This window comes from Nocardiopsis sp. iso_237, assembly GCF_056173345.1.
The window spans coordinates 6,188,831-6,203,205 of sequence record NZ_CM149669.1; the positions used below are offsets into that span (position 1 = coordinate 6,188,831).

At 72.0% G+C, this 14,375-nt stretch carries 14 protein-coding genes; 6 read left to right on the forward strand and 8 right to left on the reverse strand.

The genetic code is table 11. From position 1 onward, the window contains the following. Nucleotides 1-750 precede the first annotated feature (750 nt). From AC0VYM_RS27835 to AC0VYM_RS27845, 3 genes are all read right to left on the reverse strand, one after another. Nucleotides 751-1,320 (reverse strand): hypothetical protein, encoded by a 570-nt coding sequence (locus tag AC0VYM_RS27835; protein WP_475457067.1) that lies wholly within the window; start codon nt 1,318-1,320, stop codon nt 751-753. A 27-nt stretch (nt 1,321-1,347) separates the two neighbouring features. Continuing rightward, entirely contained in the window at nt 1,348-3,090 is a 1,743-nt protein-coding gene (locus AC0VYM_RS27840; RefSeq protein WP_475457069.1) for an NYN domain-containing protein, read from the reverse strand. A gap of 210 nt (nt 3,091-3,300) precedes the next feature. Beyond that, nucleotides 3,301-6,162 carry a sigma-70 family RNA polymerase sigma factor gene (locus AC0VYM_RS27845; protein WP_475457071.1) on the reverse strand — a complete coding sequence of 954 codons (2,862 nt, stop codon included), beginning with the start codon at nt 6,160-6,162 and terminating at the stop codon, nt 3,301-3,303. 230 nt (nt 6,163-6,392) lie between these two features. Here AC0VYM_RS27845 and AC0VYM_RS27850 point away from each other — a divergent pair, with 230 nt between their 5' ends. Beyond that, complete coding sequence (locus AC0VYM_RS27850; protein WP_475457073.1) at nt 6,393-7,148, forward strand: hypothetical protein; 756 nt, start codon at nt 6,393-6,395, stop codon at nt 7,146-7,148. 368 nt (nt 7,149-7,516) lie between these two features. On the opposite strand, the gene AC0VYM_RS27855 is transcribed toward AC0VYM_RS27850, so the two are convergent. Then, nucleotides 7,517-7,828: a hypothetical protein gene (locus AC0VYM_RS27855; RefSeq protein WP_475457075.1), complete on the reverse strand. Its 312-nt coding sequence runs from the start codon at nt 7,826-7,828 to the stop codon at nt 7,517-7,519. Between AC0VYM_RS27855 and AC0VYM_RS27860 the strand changes: the two genes are divergently transcribed. Next, entirely contained in the window at nt 7,806-8,117 is a 312-nt protein-coding gene (locus AC0VYM_RS27860; protein WP_475457077.1) for a hypothetical protein, read from the forward strand. The two genes, AC0VYM_RS27855 and AC0VYM_RS27860, sit on opposite strands and share 23 nt — an antisense overlap. Nucleotides 8,118-8,127: 10 nt before the next feature. Here AC0VYM_RS27860 and AC0VYM_RS27865 read toward each other — a convergent pair whose 3' ends face one another. Genes AC0VYM_RS27865 through cutA form a run of 3 tightly spaced genes read right to left on the reverse strand, consistent with a single transcriptional unit; the run spans nt 8,128 to nt 9,694 of the window. Beyond that, the gene (locus AC0VYM_RS27865; protein ID WP_475457079.1) at nt 8,128-8,769 is read right to left on the reverse strand and encodes a GNAT family N-acetyltransferase; all 642 of its coding nucleotides are present in this window, start codon (nt 8,767-8,769) and stop codon (nt 8,128-8,130) included. Between the two features lie 41 nt (nt 8,770-8,810). After that, entirely contained in the window at nt 8,811-9,368 is a 558-nt protein-coding gene (locus tag AC0VYM_RS27870) for a hypothetical protein (protein ID WP_475457081.1), read from the reverse strand. Next, nucleotides 9,365-9,694 (reverse strand): divalent-cation tolerance protein CutA, encoded by a 330-nt coding sequence (cutA, locus tag AC0VYM_RS27875; RefSeq protein ID WP_475457083.1) that lies wholly within the window; start codon nt 9,692-9,694, stop codon nt 9,365-9,367. Before cutA ends, AC0VYM_RS27870 begins: the two co-directional genes overlap by 4 nt. A gap of 69 nt (nt 9,695-9,763) precedes the next feature. Between cutA and pyrE the strand changes: the two genes are divergently transcribed. Then, the gene (gene pyrE, locus AC0VYM_RS27880) at nt 9,764-10,297 is read left to right on the forward strand and encodes an orotate phosphoribosyltransferase (protein WP_475457085.1); all 534 of its coding nucleotides are present in this window, start codon (nt 9,764-9,766) and stop codon (nt 10,295-10,297) included. Here the strand turns inward: pyrE and AC0VYM_RS27885 are convergent. Beyond that, nucleotides 10,294-10,674, reverse strand: a complete 381-nt coding sequence (locus tag AC0VYM_RS27885; protein ID WP_475457087.1) for a RodZ domain-containing protein — start codon at nt 10,672-10,674, stop codon at nt 10,294-10,296. The two genes, pyrE and AC0VYM_RS27885, sit on opposite strands and share 4 nt — an antisense overlap. Nucleotides 10,675-11,093: 419 nt before the next feature. Between AC0VYM_RS27885 and fbaA the strand changes: the two genes are divergently transcribed. From fbaA to AC0VYM_RS27900, 3 genes are all read left to right on the forward strand, one after another. Beyond that, complete coding sequence (fbaA, locus tag AC0VYM_RS27890; protein ID WP_475457089.1) at nt 11,094-12,116, forward strand: class II fructose-bisphosphate aldolase; 1,023 nt, start codon at nt 11,094-11,096, stop codon at nt 12,114-12,116. A gap of 119 nt (nt 12,117-12,235) precedes the next feature. Continuing rightward, nucleotides 12,236-12,652: a DUF3151 domain-containing protein gene (locus tag AC0VYM_RS27895; RefSeq protein WP_378735812.1), complete on the forward strand. Its 417-nt coding sequence runs from the start codon at nt 12,236-12,238 to the stop codon at nt 12,650-12,652. Nucleotides 12,653-13,047: 395 nt separating this feature from the next. Beyond that, nucleotides 13,048-14,331, forward strand: a complete 1,284-nt coding sequence (locus AC0VYM_RS27900) for an adenylosuccinate synthase (protein ID WP_475457091.1) — start codon at nt 13,048-13,050, stop codon at nt 14,329-14,331. Nucleotides 14,332-14,375: the final 44 nt, after the last annotated feature.

The window sequence follows — 14,375 nt, forward strand, 5'->3', positions numbered from 1 at the left end:
GAAGAGTCCCGGCGGGGAACGGGGTTCACGAGTAGCAGACGCGCGGCTCGCACCGGCGGCCCACCGCAGTGGATACGGATGGACCGGCGACCGGCGGGTCGCGGCGACTCCCCTCGAAGCCCCCTCGTCTGCGTTGTCGATGGCGGGCCCTGGGACCCACGGGTGACCTACTCGCCCTCCGCGCCCGAAGCCGATCGGGCCTCTTCGCGCGTGGCGGTCGTCGTTCCCGTCTGCTTCACCAGGGCGGGAACCCCGGTGAACCACCAACGGGTCCCGATACTACATCTAGGGGGCGCCACCTTGGAACACCCCAAGATGATGGCGTGTCGCGGATTTCTCGGATTCTTCGACGAATGTCGAACACACGCCTGGAGCGTGGTATGAGTGCCCCACGGGCGCCCTGTGAGAGGGCGTCTCCGGCCGGGCTCGAGGGCCTTCGTGGAGGGTCGGACCCAGCCTAGGACGTCGGCGGGGCGGACGTGTCCGCCCGACTCCCGGAGATCGGCCACAGGGCCGTGCGGGCACCCCGGAAAAGGGGTCGCGCGACCCGGGGTTGACGACCGAACCTGGCGTACCTGGTCGGCGTGGCTGCGGGAAACGGACCCTGGGCGTCCGGATGCGGCCGTTCGCGCCCCCGGCCCGGTCCGGATCGGGGCGCGTCAGAAAGCTCACTTCCCGGGGGTGTCGGCGGCCTACGGCACGCCGTGCGCCCCGGCGGGGGCGAGCGGGGCCCGACCCGCGCCGCCCGGGTCAGAGGTCCAGGAGCAGGTCCAGGTCGTCCTCGGGCAGGCCGAGGTCGGTCCGGATCCGGAACCGGATGCGCAGGAGCTCGTCGAACAGGTCCCGGGCGTAGGCGGACAGGTTCCGGTTCCGGAACCAGCGCGCGCCCGAGGTGGCCCAGCGCTCCGCGCCCTCCAGGTCGTCGTGGGCGTAGAGGACCTCGGCCACGTGGATGTGGGTCTGGAGCCCCGGCTGGCCCCCGCTCTCCAGCCGCTTCAGGTGTTCGTAGGCGAGACCGCGCTCGTCCAGCTGGAGCAGCGCCCCGGCGCTCAGGGCGTGCGCGTCGACCACGGTCGGGCCGCCGTCGTCCATGGCGCGCTGGTAGGCGGCGCAGGCCCGCTCGAACTCCTGGGCGATCTCCCACTGCTCCCCGGCGCGCACGAACAGCTCCGCCCGGGTCACCTCGCTCCCGGCGTCGACCCGGTTGGCCAGGTCCAGCAGCTGGGCGGCGATCCGGCTGTGCTCACCCGACCGGACGGCGTGGAACTCCAACCGGTCGAGATCTGCCGTCGTCACCTGGGTCAACCGCATCGCCCCCATCCCCTACTCGCACCTCGCGCGCGCCGGTCAGGGCCTGGCACGCTCCAGTGCCTGCCAGAACCCCTGGCGCAGTCCGTCACGGACCTCGTCGCGCAACAGGTGGTCGATCGGGAGTGAGGACCCCTGAAGCAGCCTCGCCTCCAGGTCCGAGGGCATCCTCGGCCTACGGGCCAGGACGGCCTCCACCCACAGGGCGGGCGCCTCACGTGCGATCGACTCCGCGAAGTCGTTCCCTTCCTTGTGCGCGACATGCACCGCGTCATCAACGGTATGCGCGCCGGAGCCCGTCTGTTGGGTATATCCAGGACTAGGGTTGGATTCCTGGTATCCGGCCGTGCCGAACCGGCTGTCGTACTCGGGACCAGTAGGTCGCCGTTCCCCGAATCCGGGGGCGGCGCCACCGCGGCGTGCGGTGTCAGTTGCCGTACTGGTCCCATAGGTAGGGTTTGTGTCCGCCCCACCTCCGAAGCCTGGATCCTCACCGGGTCCGAACCTCAGGTCGGGGCCGGGCGGGGGTGAGTTTCTCTGCGGCGGCCCCTGCTGGAGGTCGGCGAACGAGGCCTGGGGCCCGGTTCCCGCGTCGAAGGGCCGCTGCGGTCCCGTGCCGTTGAAGGACGGCTGGGGCCCGGTCCCGTTGGTGAAGGCGGGCTGGGCGCCGGGCATCCCGTGCCCCTGCGGCTGTCCCTGACCCGGTCTGCCCTGGAGGCCGTACCCGCCCGGTTCGGCCCCGCGCATGGACTGGTGTCCGCCGGTCCCGGAGGGCGGGTATCCGCCCTGGCCGTTGGGTCCGTGTCCGTTCTGCGCCGCGTGGACGCTGGGACCGGGGTGCGCCCCGGTGGCACCGGGGTAGGAGCCGTTGCCGTTCACTCCGGGCGGGGCCTGCCCGCCGGAGGGGAAGCCGTTCGCGTCGATGGCGCCGGAGGAGGCACCCTCCGCACCGGGTCCGGCCAGGTGGTCGACGCCGCGCTGTTGCGCTATCGAACGGCGCATCGCGCGCAGCTGCTCCATGGCGCTGCCCTGGGGCACGGGCTGTCCGCCGGTGCCCGCGAACATCGCCTCCAGGCCGCCGGTGGAGGTGTTGACCGGGTCGACCCGGCTGGAGCCGCTCGGGGCCGGCGCGGGCTGACGCGGCTGCGGGGTCTCGGGCTGGCGCGGGGCCTCGGGGGCCGACCGGCCGCGCCCGTTGGCGAAGGGGGTGGTCGTCTTGGCGGCGGTCTCCTGGGTGGAGCCGCCACCGGAGAGGAGGTTCACGTGGGGGCGCAGGTGCCCGGCGCCGATCTCGATGAGGTCGTCGCTCTCCCGGCGCAGGGCGCGGGAGATGGTCCAGTTGCCCTCCACGGAGATGTGCACGACGGTGACGCGCACGCCCATGTCCTGGACGTCGGCGACCACGGGGGCCATGTCCTCGTCACCGCTGACCAGGACCGCGTCGGACAGGACACCGGTGCGGGCCAGGGTGGTGAGGTCGCGTTGGACGTAGCTCTCCACGCCTTCACGGCGTCCCGGCCGTATCCGGGCGGCGCGGAACTTGATGCCGGGGATGTCCGCGATGCTGTCCTGTTCCTGGGCCCGCCGGTCGTCAGCGATCGCCTCGTACCAGTAGCAGCGCAGGAGCGGTAGTCCCGTCCGGTCCCGCGCCACCTCGTTGAGGAACTGGACGAGACCGGAGTAGTCCCAGGCGACGGAGTCCCGGTTACGGGTTCCGTGCACGGCCATCGCACCGTCGGCGAGAAGGTATCCCGCGTCGACGAACAACGCGCAGCGGTCCACGTGACACCGCCCCCTTCCCTGTCGCTCTCTGGGGCCATATCCATGACCGGGGCACAGCCTAGCCAAGTCTGTCTCGTTTTGCGTGCCATCGACGAATACCGACAGTTACTAACTTGCTACGCAGTGGAGGCCCTTCGGGGTCACGCGTGGCCTCCCGGAAGCCCCACCAGGCCCGGAACGGCCACGGAAGGGGCATCCCGGCCACGGACCTCAGGTGCGCATCGGCGCGGTGAGGGCGACGACCCCCACCAACACGGCGTCCTGACCGGACGGGATTCGGATATCCGATTCGCGCCCCAGGACCGCGTCGAATCGAACGACATCGGTCCCGAACGTCATCGGATCACCCACCGCCCCGCGCGCGGAGCCCACGAACACGTTGTCGACGCCTCCGTGTCCGCCGGTCGGCGCGATCGGGACCCCGCCCACCGTCACGCGGTCACCGCCGAGGTCGGCATCGCCCTCCCAGGCCACCACGTCGAACCGGGCCCGGACCGACTCCGGCAGCAGACCGGACACCGGGAAGCGCGCCCCCTCCGGGTCCTGGAAGACCGCCGTGGTCTCGTCCAGCACCATCGCCTGGTGGTAGCCCTCCACTGACGGGTCCTCCATGACCACCACGAGGCTCCACCCGGCGTGGACGCCCCTGCCCTCCCGGGCCGGGACGTCGCTGACCCACCACTCGCCGCCCCCGCCCGACCGGACCAGGTCGGTGACGTCCGCGAACGCCTGGTAGGCGCGGTAGCCCGGCAGGTCCGCGACACGGGTGTCGGCGGCGGTCACGGTGGTGTAGGAGACCATGCCGGGGCCCTTGATCCGAGCGGTGGGAGCGCTCGGCTCCCCCGCCGCCGAGAAGTACAGCCCGGCCCAGCGCACCGACCCGCCCTCGGGGAGTTCCCAGGTGGCGGAGCTGGAGGAGGTGGTCGTGGGGTCCCAGTCGCGGTCGAGCGGGGCCATCACCCAGTTGTCGTTGTCGAGCCGGTCGCCGGTCCGCTGGCGCGCGTCCGCGCAGACGCCCGGGGCCTCCTCCTCTTCCGTCTCCTCTTCCTCCTCCTCGACGTACCCGCCCTCAGGGGGTTCGACGGCCTCCGGGGACTCGGGGACCTCCTCCGCGCCGTCCTCTTCCGGCTCGTCCTCGGGCTCGTCCCGCCCCTCCTCCGCCGCGTCGTCGGGCTCCTCCGAGGAACCGTCCCCGCCCTCACCGAGGAGGTCGCCGATGCCCCCACCGAGATCGGGGGTGGCGTCGGAGGGCGCACGGCGGAGGTCGGCGTCGGGGAGCGCGTCCGGCGGGAGGACCGCGCCCTCGTCCGGCGGGGGAACCGCGCCCTCGTCCGGGAGCTCCACCGCGCCGCCGCCCGGCCAGCCCCACCACGGCCACGGCCATCCGCCCTTCGGCGGGTCGGGCTCGGTGCAGGTCAGCAGGGCGTTGCCGACGGTCTCCGTACGTACCTGTCCGGCGGTCGCGTAGCGGGCGGCGATACCGTCCGGCGTCACCCCGCGCTCACCGACCGCCTCGAATCTGACCTCACCCGAGGAGATCACCACTCTCGCGGGCACGTCCACGTCGGCGTCGGCGGCCACGCGGACGTCGATGAACTGGGTGCCGCTCTCCCCCTCGGCCATGCCGGTGCGCACGCACTCGCCGCCGCCGCTGCCCGCCGAACAGCCCCAGTCCCCGTGGCCGACCGCCATGGGGACGGCGTTCCCCGCGCCGCCGGAGGAGACCATCTCCACTCCGGGGGGCAGGGTGATGGCGGCGACCACGTCGCTGGCCGTGGCCGCGCCCGTGTTGAGCACGTCCAGGACCATGATCCCGTCGCTGCCCGGCACCAGGGCGCCGACCGGGTCGATGCCCGCCGCGAACTCGGGCCCGGGCTCCTCCGGCTCCTCGGGTTCCTCCGGAGCGGGGGGCGCCTCGGGGGTGTCCGGGGGCCGCGGCGCCGGGGGCGCGGGCGCGGGGGCGGCCGGAACGTCGGCGGGCACCGACGGCACGGGGACCGGTTCGGGTTCGGCTTCCGGCGCGGGTTCGGGCTCCGGCGCGGCCGGGTCCGGGTCACTCGCGGGGGGATCGGCGGGGGGCGCGGGCGCACCGGCCGCAGGGGGGTCCTCCTGGGGCGCGGCCACGGGAGGGGGATCGGTGGGCGCGGGCGCCTCGCCTCCCACCAGGGCGAACGCGACCGCGACGGCCACACCGGCGGCAGCGGTGGCCCCGGCGGAGACCTGCTGCTGGCGCCGGGACATCCGGTTCCACCAGGCTCCGGTCGCGACACCGCCCGGGGTCGCGGTGAGGTAGCCCGTGGCGCCGAAGCCGACGACCAGCGGCAGCACGATCCCGCGCAGGCCGACGTTGACGTCCATGAGCTCCGCGTACACCTCGCGGCAGTCCCCGCAGTCGTCCATGTGCCGGTCGACCTTGGTGGTGTCGCGCTTGGACAGCCCGCCGCGCACGTAGGCGCCGAGCAGCCCCAACGTGGGGCGGCAGGCCTCCGCCGCTCCCCCGCCCGCCAGGTGCATCTGGAGGTAGGCCTGGCGCAGGCCCTCACGGGCGCGGTAGGCCAGTGCGGCCACACCGTTGGCGTTCATCCCGAGGATGGTGGCCGCCTCGGCGGGCTTGACCCCCTCGATCTCCGTGTGCCACAGCACGGACTGCCAGCGTTCGGGCAAGGAGAGGAAGGCGCGGGCGATCAGGGAGCGTTCGAGCCCCTCCAGCGCCGGGTCGACGAAGGGTTCGCCCGAGTCGTAGCTCTCCATGTCGTCCGTGACGACCTGGCGCTTGTCCCCCCGTCCCCGGTCGTAGGCGGCGTTGCGGACCGCGGTGAGCAGGTAGGGGCGGAAGGCGTCGCTTGGGCCGCCGCCGCGCTGGATGACGCTGAGCACCTTGGTGAACGCCTCGGCCACCGCGTCCTCGACCTCGGCCTCGCCCCGCAACAGCTGGCGGGCCAGACCCCGGGCGGCCCCGGCATGGCGCTCGTAGAGGGTGCCGTAGGCGGCGTTGTCACCGGCCTTCACCCGCTCGATGATCTCCGAGTCACCGATGAGTGTCTCTGTGTTCTCTCCGTCGGCGTCGGCCACCCAGCGCCCTTTCCCTCGTGGTCCCGTATCCCCCGGCCGGCGAGCCAGAACCGGGGTGTCGGGAGGCAGGGGTTCGGCGTCGGAGGATCACGTGCTCGAAAAAATATCTCGTATCCGCGTCATAGCCGCTACCGATCTCCGTGATTGGGGTGAGGGCGAACGGAGGGGACCCGCCGCGGGGGCGCGGGTCCACCTTCGTTCACCTGGCCGAACAACGACCGGGAGCGACTATGGGCGAGACCGAAGTGGGAGCCGGGGCACGGGGCAGTGTGGCGCGCCGTGCCCGGGAACTGCGGGCGCCGTGGGGGCGCCGGAGCTGTGAGCGGGGGTGGACCCCGGCCGAGGACTGGTGGACGCCCTCCGTGGACGCCGTCTGCGAGGCGTACACCACGGGGACGGACCTGACCGAACCCTGCTCCCGGCTCGGGGAGGCCCGGGCCCGTTCGGGGGTGGAGATCGGCCGGGCGCTGGCCGACCTCGACGCCTTCGGGGAGGTCGCGGGCTGGGAGCAGCTCCCGCTCACCCTGGTCCGCGCGCTGGCCGAGGGCTGGGTCGAGGGGGGCCGGGGCCGGGACACCTGCCAGGACCCGCTCACCGGTCTGGCCAACGAGGCGTACCTGCGCACCCGCGTCCGTGAACTGTACCGGAGCTCGGAGGAGACCGTCCCGGCCGCGTTCGACCACCGCCTGGTGGTGGTCGCGCTGGACCCCACCCTCGACCCGTGGCGGCGCGCGGCGCGGCTGATCGTGCTCGGACACGAGCTGAACCGCTTCTTCACCCGCGGGGAGTCGGTGTGCCTGGCCAGCCGGGCGCGGATCGCGGTCGTGGCCCGGGACGTGCCCGCGCTCAGGACCGAGATCGACGAGCTGCGCTCGGGGGTCGGCTGGGAGCACGGCGCCGCCGTCTGGTCGGTGCCGCTGCCCGCGACCCATCGCGAGGCGTCCGCCCTGCTCGACGGGCTGGGGAGGCCGACCCGCGACGAATGACCACAGACGCCGCTGCGGACGGCCCTTCCAGAGGGGAGAGGGCCCGGTCCGGAGCGGTGAGGCCGACCGCCGCGCACGTCTGAGGGGGTGTGCGCGGAGCGGTCGGCCCCGTCCGACGGGCCCGGGCTCTCTGGCCCCCATGAGAGGGCGGCCCACGAGGCCCTCGGACGGACGACGGCGCCGCATCGCGGCGCCCGGGGGCGCGCTCACACAGGGGAGGTGGGCGCGCCTCCCGTCATGTCACCCCTGACCGGTGGAAGGCACCGCGTCGTTCCTGCCCGAGGAAATTCGGAAATGACTCCGGCGGTCGGTGCGCTCACTGAAAGTCGCGGCACACAGACGCGAAGCGATGCGGCGGTCACCATCAGTCATTCGAGGAGAAAGGATTCCAAAGAAATCATAAACCCCTGGTAACTTCCAGGAATGTTCTCACGGTTTTCCGGGTTCTTTGTCGGCGCTTTCTTCGGTCTGGTGTTCGTGCTGGTCAACAGCGGTCCACCACTTTCTTCGGCGGTCGCTTTCACGGTGCGTTCGCTGGCTGTCGCCGTGGCTGTCGCGATCGTCGTCATGGCCGTGCTCGCCATGCGGAAAGACTCCCCCAGCGAGGGCGATGACGCGCCGCGGCCGCGTTTCGGGGCGTTCTTCGGTGTGGTCACGATGATCGAGGTCGCACTGATCATCGGCGGCACGATGACCATCGGCCGGACCGAGGGGATCCCGGACGAGGCCGGGGTGGCCTGGGTGGCCCTCGTCGTCGGCCTGCACTTCTTCCCCCTGGCCTGGCACTGGAAGCAGCGGGAACTCCTCGTCGTGGCCGGTTACGCCTCGGCCCTGGGCGCGGTCGGCCTGGTCATGGCGCTGACCGGCCACCCCGAGTGGGTGCCGCTGCTCAGCGGCGTCGTCACCGGTGCTGGCATGCTGCTCGGCAGCCTCGGCGGCGCGGTCCTGGTGGCGCGAAGCCCCCGTTAGCGGAGCACCCCTAGAGGCCGAAGTACGGCAGGCACGGTTCCAGGCCCTCGACCCGGACGGGGACCGTGCGGTGCCGCTCCCAGTCCTCCCGGGTCAACCGGTACCTGGTCTCGCGGACCCGCTCGCCCCGGATCGCGACCAGGTCGGTCCCGTCGGGGCGGTACCCGAGTTTCCGGGCCACCCCGTGCGAGGCGGCCGTGGCCTCCAGGACCTCCGAGACCGCGGCCTCCGCACCCAGCTCCGCGAAGGCCAGGTGCAGGACGGCGGCCCGCATCTCCGTACCGATCCCCCTCCCCTGGTACCGCCGGGTGAGCCACGAACCCGTGTTCACCTGGCGGGCCACGCCGAAGTCGCTCGCCCCCAGGTCCTGGACCCCGATCACGGTGCCCTCGTACACCACGACCGCGTTGAAGGTCCACTTCTCCGGCGTCCACGCCGCCATGGTGGCCCAGTTGTGCTGGACGACCGTCCGTGCCAGGCGGTCCGGCGGCTGGTCCGTCCACGGGACCGAGAAGGGCATCCGCTCCGGGTCGTGGACGCCCGCGACGGCGGCGTCGGCCAGTTGGGAGAGGTCCTCGTCGGAGGGCATCCGCAGTTGGAGCCGGGGCGTGTTCAGCCGGAGCCCCGCCGGGGGGAAGTGGTTCGCGATCATGCCCTGATTCTGCGGACCCCCGCCGGGGTTGTCACCCGGTTTCAGCGGACCAGCTCCGCGACGAGCGCGGCCAGCTCCCGAGAGGGGTCCTCCCCCGCCTCGCGAACCGTCCAGCCGCGCATCCCGGCCAGGTGCGCCGGGTGCGCGTAAGCCGGGTCGGTGAGCAGGTAGCCGCACGGCGCGTCCGGCCAGTCCGGGACGGTGGGCAGGCGTTCCGTGCGGTAGGCGGCGGGTTCGTTCGCTCGGGCGGGCACCTCGACCAGCTGGTTCCGCGCCAGGTCCGCCCGGGTCGGACTGCCCGGCTGGGGCAGGGGCGCGTCCACCAGCACGTAGCCGAGGACCGGGCGGTGCGCGGAGCGCTGGGCCGCGCCGACCGCGCCGAGCAGGGGGCCGCTGTCCCCCTCCGCGACCAGCACGACCGGGGTGCGGTCACCGACCAGTCGGCCGATCTCCAGGCTGGCCCACGCCACGTAGCGGGCGGCGTGGGGGGCGGTGTCGTCATCCCCGACCTCGGGGAACACCGGCGAGGGGAGGGCGTCCGCGACACCCGGGAGCGAGAAGGGGGCGCCGAGGGTGGGGGGAAGGAGGACGGTGATCACGCGCGGGTCTCGTCCCGCACCCAGGCCAGGTAGGACGGGTTTCCGCCGGTCACGGGCACCGCCATGACCTCGGGGACGTCGTAGGGGTGCGTCTCGACCAGGTGCGCGACCAGGTCGTCGAGGCGGTCCGCGGCGGTCTTGATCACGACCATCCACTCCTGGTCGGCCCGGACCTCCCCCTCCCAGCGGTAGAAGCTGGAGATCGGCCCGTTCACCTGCGCGCAGGCCGCGAGCCGGTGCGCGACCACGGAACGGGCCACCTCCTCGGCGCCCTCGCGGCTGTCCACGGTGGTCTCCACCCGGACGGTTCCGGTGTGCTCCTGCATGGTCGTCCCAACTAGGGCGGAGCGGCCCTGGTCCGCGCGGCCCCACCCGGTGTCCTAGGCTCACTGGTCATGAGCGAACGTGATGAACTCCTGCGTCAGATCAACGATAAGGCGGTCGTGCGCGGGAAGGTGACCCTGTCCTCCGGCAAGGAGGCCGACTACTACGTCGACCTGCGCCGGATCACCCTGGACGGGGAGGCCGCGCCGCTGGTCGGCTCGGTCCTGTTGGACACCGTCGAGGACCTGGAGTTCGACGCGGTGGGCGGTCTGACCCTGGGCGCCGACCCGGTGGCCACCGCCATGCTGCACGCCGCGCACGCGCGCGGCCGCAGGTTGGACGCCTTCGTGGTGCGCAAGGCGGGCAAGGCGCACGGTCTCCAGCGGCGGATCGAGGGCCCGGACGTGAAGGGGCGCCGTGTCCTGGCGTTGGAGGACACCTCCACCACCGGCGGTTCGGTGATGACCGCCGTGGAGGCGCTGCGTGAGGCGGGTGCCGAGGTCGTGGCGGTCGCGCTGATCGTGGACCGCGGCGCGCGCGGGAGGCTGGAGGAGGAGGGCCTGGAGTACCGGCCCGTCTTCGAGGTCTCCGACCTGGACGTCTAGGGCTTGAGCGTGAAGGTGTGCCCCGGCGAGCGGTCGGAGACGTCGCGCGGGGCGCCGTTCACGTGGACCTCGACGGCGGTCGGGTCACCGATGGTGACCTCCAGGCCCTCGTCGTTGTCCGGGTAGGTCACGGAGCTGCCCTGGGTGAGTTCCTGGTCCAGGAGCACGTCCCCGCCGGGGACGCGGACGAACACGTCGCTGGACTCGCCCACCACGCGGATGTGCAGGACGCCCATGTCGGCGGGGTCCACGCTCTCGGCCGCCGCCTCGGACGCGTTGACGCTGACGCCCTCGCCGTCCGGGAGGGACTGGTACAGGAAGTACCCGCCGAGGGCCACCAGGGCGACCAAGAGCACGACGGCCCCGACGATGGCCATCACCTGGCCAACGCCCCGCGGATCATTCCTATGCCTTCCCACGGCGACGAATGTAGCGCGTATCACGACAAAAAGCGACAGCGGCCACCGGGAACGCCTGGCCCGGGCGGCGTCCGTGACAAATCGGCGCGGAATCCACGACCGCTTCCGGGACCCCTCACCGGGCCTTCCTCCGCGCCCCCGTAAGCTGCGGGTACGTCGCCGATCCGGAGCATTTTGGTCTAGACCTTTCCAACGGCTCCGGCTATTCGGGATACTTGGACGACACCCGGCGAACGCTTCCGGACACACGGCCCGCGGGCCGTCCTCCGACGCTCCGGATTCCTCCGCCGGGAAAACGCACGTGGGGTGCCGTCGGTACGCGAGGGATCTCGCGTCGGCGGCCGCTCGCTCCAGGCCGAACCAGGGAGAGTCAAGCCATGCCCATCGCCAGCCCCGAGGTCTACACCGAGATGCTGAGCCGCGCGAAGTCCGAGGGCTTCGCCTACCCGGCGATCAACGTGACCTCCAGCCAGACGCTGCACGCCGCCCTGCGCGGTTTCGCAGAGGCCGAAAGCGACGGCATCGTCCAGATTTCCACCGGTGGCGCGGAGTTCCTCTCCGGTGCGTCGGTCAAGGACATGGTCACCGGCTCGGTCGCCTTCGCGGAGTTCGCCCGCGTGGTCGCCGCCAAGTACCCGGTGAACATCGCCCTGCACACCGACCACTGCCCGAAGAACAAGCTCGACGGCTTCGTCCGCCCGCTGCTGGAGATCTCCAAGGAGCGCGTGGCCAAGGGCCAGGAGCCGCTGTTCCAGTCCCACATGTGGGACGGCTCCGCGGTCGAGCTGGAGGAGAACCTCCAGATCGCGGACGAGCTGCTCGCCTCCTCGAAGGCCGCCCGGACCATCCTGGAGATCGAGGTGGGTGTCGTCGGCGGCGAGGAGGACGGCATCGTCGGTGAGATCAACGAGAAGCTGTACACGACCCCGGCGGACGCCCTGCGTACCGCCGAGGTGCTGGGACTGGGCGAGAAGGGCTACTACATGACCGCCCTGACCTTCGGCAACGTGCACGGCTCGTACAAGCCCGGCTTCGTGAAGCTGCGCCCCGAGGTCCTCAAGACCGCCCAGGAGGCCGTCGCCGCCAAGTACGGCAAGGCCAAGGCCTTCGACTTCGTGTTCCACGGCGGCTCCGGCTCCACCATGGAGGAGATCCACGAGGCGATCGAGTACGGCGTCGTGAAGATGAACATCGACACCGACACCCAGTACGCCTACACGCGTCCGGTCGTCGACCACATCATGAGGAACTACGACGGCGTGCTGAAGGTCGACGGCGAGATCGGCGACAAGAAGGCCTACGACCCGCGCGCCTACGGCAAGGTCGCCGAGGCCGGTATGGCCGCCCGCGTGGTCGAGGGTGCCCAGCACCTGAAGTCCGCCGGGAACAAGATGAAGTAGGGCTCCCCCGCCCCCGTACGGTGCCCGGCGGCCTCGGCCGCCGGGCACCGTCGTCCCTCCGTGGCGACGGACACCCCCGGTCCCCCGGAGCCGTGGCGGCCCGGTGGCAGGATGGGGGCATGAACCTGCACCAGAACCTGCTGAACGAGCCGCCCGAGACCCGCCTGGCCGACGACCCCGAGGCGCGCGAGGCGCTGGCCTTCTCCGACGACCCCACCCCGGTGGCCGGTCGGTTCCCGAGCTACTCCGCCGCGTGGGCCCGCCTGGCCGAGCTGGCCCTGGCCGACGGCCAGCCGGTGACCGCCTACGCCTACGCCCGGACCGGGTACCACCGCGGGCTGGACCAGCTGCGCCGCTCGGGCTGGAAGGGCCACGGCCCGATCCCGTGGGAGCACGAGCCCAACCAGGGCTTCCTGCGCGCCCTGCACGCCCTGAGCCAGGCCTCGGAGCAGATCGGTGACACCGAGGAGGCCGAGCGCTGCGCCACGTTCCTCCGTGAGTCGAGCGAGGAGGCCGCTCAGGCCCTGAACGCCTGAGCCCCTCGCACCACGCGGCCCGGTCGGACCCCCAGGGGGCGGCCGGGCCGTCGGCGTCCTCAGGGGCCTCCGCCACGCCGGGTTCGACGCGCGGCACCGTCCCCGTCCCTCCGCGGACGCGCGCCCGCCGCGGACGCCGCCCGGCACGATGTGGGAACTCGCACGCGACGGACGGGAACGATCCGGTGGCCGTGGCCCCACCTCCCCGCTGACGGTTCTGGAGGAGGGCGCCGCGCCTCGGTGTGCCGGGGGGCACAAAGCCCCACTTAACCCGGATGCGCAGGTCGTGTACGCTCAATACGCAACGGCCCCTGTCGCTGCCTTGCGCCAGGGGTTCATCCATGTTCGGGGTCGGAAAGGCCTCGGTCAGGTGTCGAGCGAAGAGGTAGAGACCAATGCCGGCGATCACGCTCGTGGGTGCCCAGTGGGGCGACGAGGGCAAGGGCAAGGCGACCGACCTGGTCGGTGACCGCGTGGACTACGTGGTCCGTTACCAGGGCGGCAACAACGCCGGGCACACGGTGGTCATCGGTGACCAGAAATACGCCCTCCACCTGCTGCCGTCCGGCATCCTCTCCCCGAACGTCGTCCCGGTCATCGCCAACGGCGTCGTCATCGACCCGGGTGTGCTGTTCGAGGAGCTGCGCGGCCTCCAGGAGCGGGGCGTGGACACCTCCCGCCTGGTCATCTCGGCCAACGCGCACCTGATCATGCCCTACCACCGGGCCCTCGACAAGGTCAGCGAGCGCTTCCTCGGCAAGGGCAAGATCGGCACCACCGGTCGCGGCATCGGCCCGACCTACGCCGACAAGGTCACCCGCCAGGGCGTGCGCGTGCAGGACATGTTCGACCCCAAGATCCTGCGCAAGAAGATCGAGCTCGCCCTCCACGACAAGAACCAGCTCCTCACCAAGGTGTACAACCGGCGGGCCCTGGAGGCCGAGCCGATCATCGAGGAGTACCTGGGCTACGCCGAGAAGCTGCGTCCGCACGTGGCGGACACCTCCCTGATCCTCAACAAGGCGCTGGACGAGGGCAAGACGGTCTACCTGGAGGGCTCGCAGGGCACCCTCCTGGACATCGACCACGGCACCTACCCGTTCGTGACGTCGTCCTCGCCCACCTCCGGCGGCGCCGCCGCGGGCGCGGGCATCGGCCCGAACCGCATCACCAAGGTCGTCGGCATCCTCAAGGCGTACACGACCCGCGTGGGCTCCGGACCCTTCCCGACCGAACTGGTCGACGAGCAGGGCGACTGGCTGCGCACCCAGGGCGGCGAGTACGGCGTGACCACCGGCCGCGACCGCCGCTGCGGCTGGTTCGACGCCCCGATCGCCCGTTACGCCACCCGGATCAACGGCATCACCGACTTCTTCCTCACCAAGCTGGACGTCCTCACCGGCCTGGAGCGCATCCCCGTGTGCGTGGCCTACGACGTCGACGGCGTGCGGCACGACGAGATCCCGATGACGCAGACCGACTTCCACCACGCGACGCCGATCTACGAGTACTTCGAGGGCTGGTCCGAGGACATCACGGGCGCCCGGAAGTTCGAGGAACTCCCCAAGAACGCGCAGGCATACGTGCGTACCCTTGAGGAGATGGCCGGTGCACCGATCTCGGCCATCGGCGTCGGCCCGGGCCGCGAGGAGACCCTCCAGCTGCGTTCCCTGGTCTGACCCGGCGACACACGACTCCTCCAGTAGAAGAAGAGGCCCCCTGT

What these genes read in the sequence shown, in the direction of transcription:
- AC0VYM_RS27865 (WP_475457079.1), bottom strand. Translation starts at nt 8,769, where the DNA reads ATGATCGCGAACCACTTCCCCCCGGCGGGGCTCCGGCTGAACACGCCC.
- AC0VYM_RS27895 (WP_378735812.1), top strand. Translation starts at nt 12,236, where the DNA reads ATGAACCTGCACCAGAACCTGCTGAACGAGCCGCCCGAGACCCGCCTG.
- AC0VYM_RS27885 (WP_475457087.1), bottom strand. Translation starts at nt 10,674, where the DNA reads ATGGCCATCGTCGGGGCCGTCGTGCTCTTGGTCGCCCTGGTGGCCCTC.
- AC0VYM_RS27835 (WP_475457067.1), bottom strand. Translation starts at nt 1,320, where the DNA reads ATGGGGGCGATGCGGTTGACCCAGGTGACGACGGCAGATCTCGACCGG.
- fbaA (WP_475457089.1), top strand. Translation starts at nt 11,094, where the DNA reads ATGCCCATCGCCAGCCCCGAGGTCTACACCGAGATGCTGAGCCGCGCG.
- AC0VYM_RS27860 (WP_475457077.1), top strand. Translation starts at nt 7,806, where the DNA reads ATGATCGAGGTCGCACTGATCATCGGCGGCACGATGACCATCGGCCGG.
- AC0VYM_RS27850 (WP_475457073.1), top strand. Translation starts at nt 6,393, where the DNA reads ATGGGCGAGACCGAAGTGGGAGCCGGGGCACGGGGCAGTGTGGCGCGC.
- AC0VYM_RS27900 (WP_475457091.1), top strand. Translation starts at nt 13,048, where the DNA reads ATGCCGGCGATCACGCTCGTGGGTGCCCAGTGGGGCGACGAGGGCAAG.
- AC0VYM_RS27855 (WP_475457075.1), bottom strand. Translation starts at nt 7,828, where the DNA reads ATGATCAGTGCGACCTCGATCATCGTGACCACACCGAAGAACGCCCCG.
- cutA (WP_475457083.1), bottom strand. Translation starts at nt 9,694, where the DNA reads ATGCAGGAGCACACCGGAACCGTCCGGGTGGAGACCACCGTGGACAGC.
- pyrE (WP_475457085.1), top strand. Translation starts at nt 9,764, where the DNA reads ATGAGCGAACGTGATGAACTCCTGCGTCAGATCAACGATAAGGCGGTC.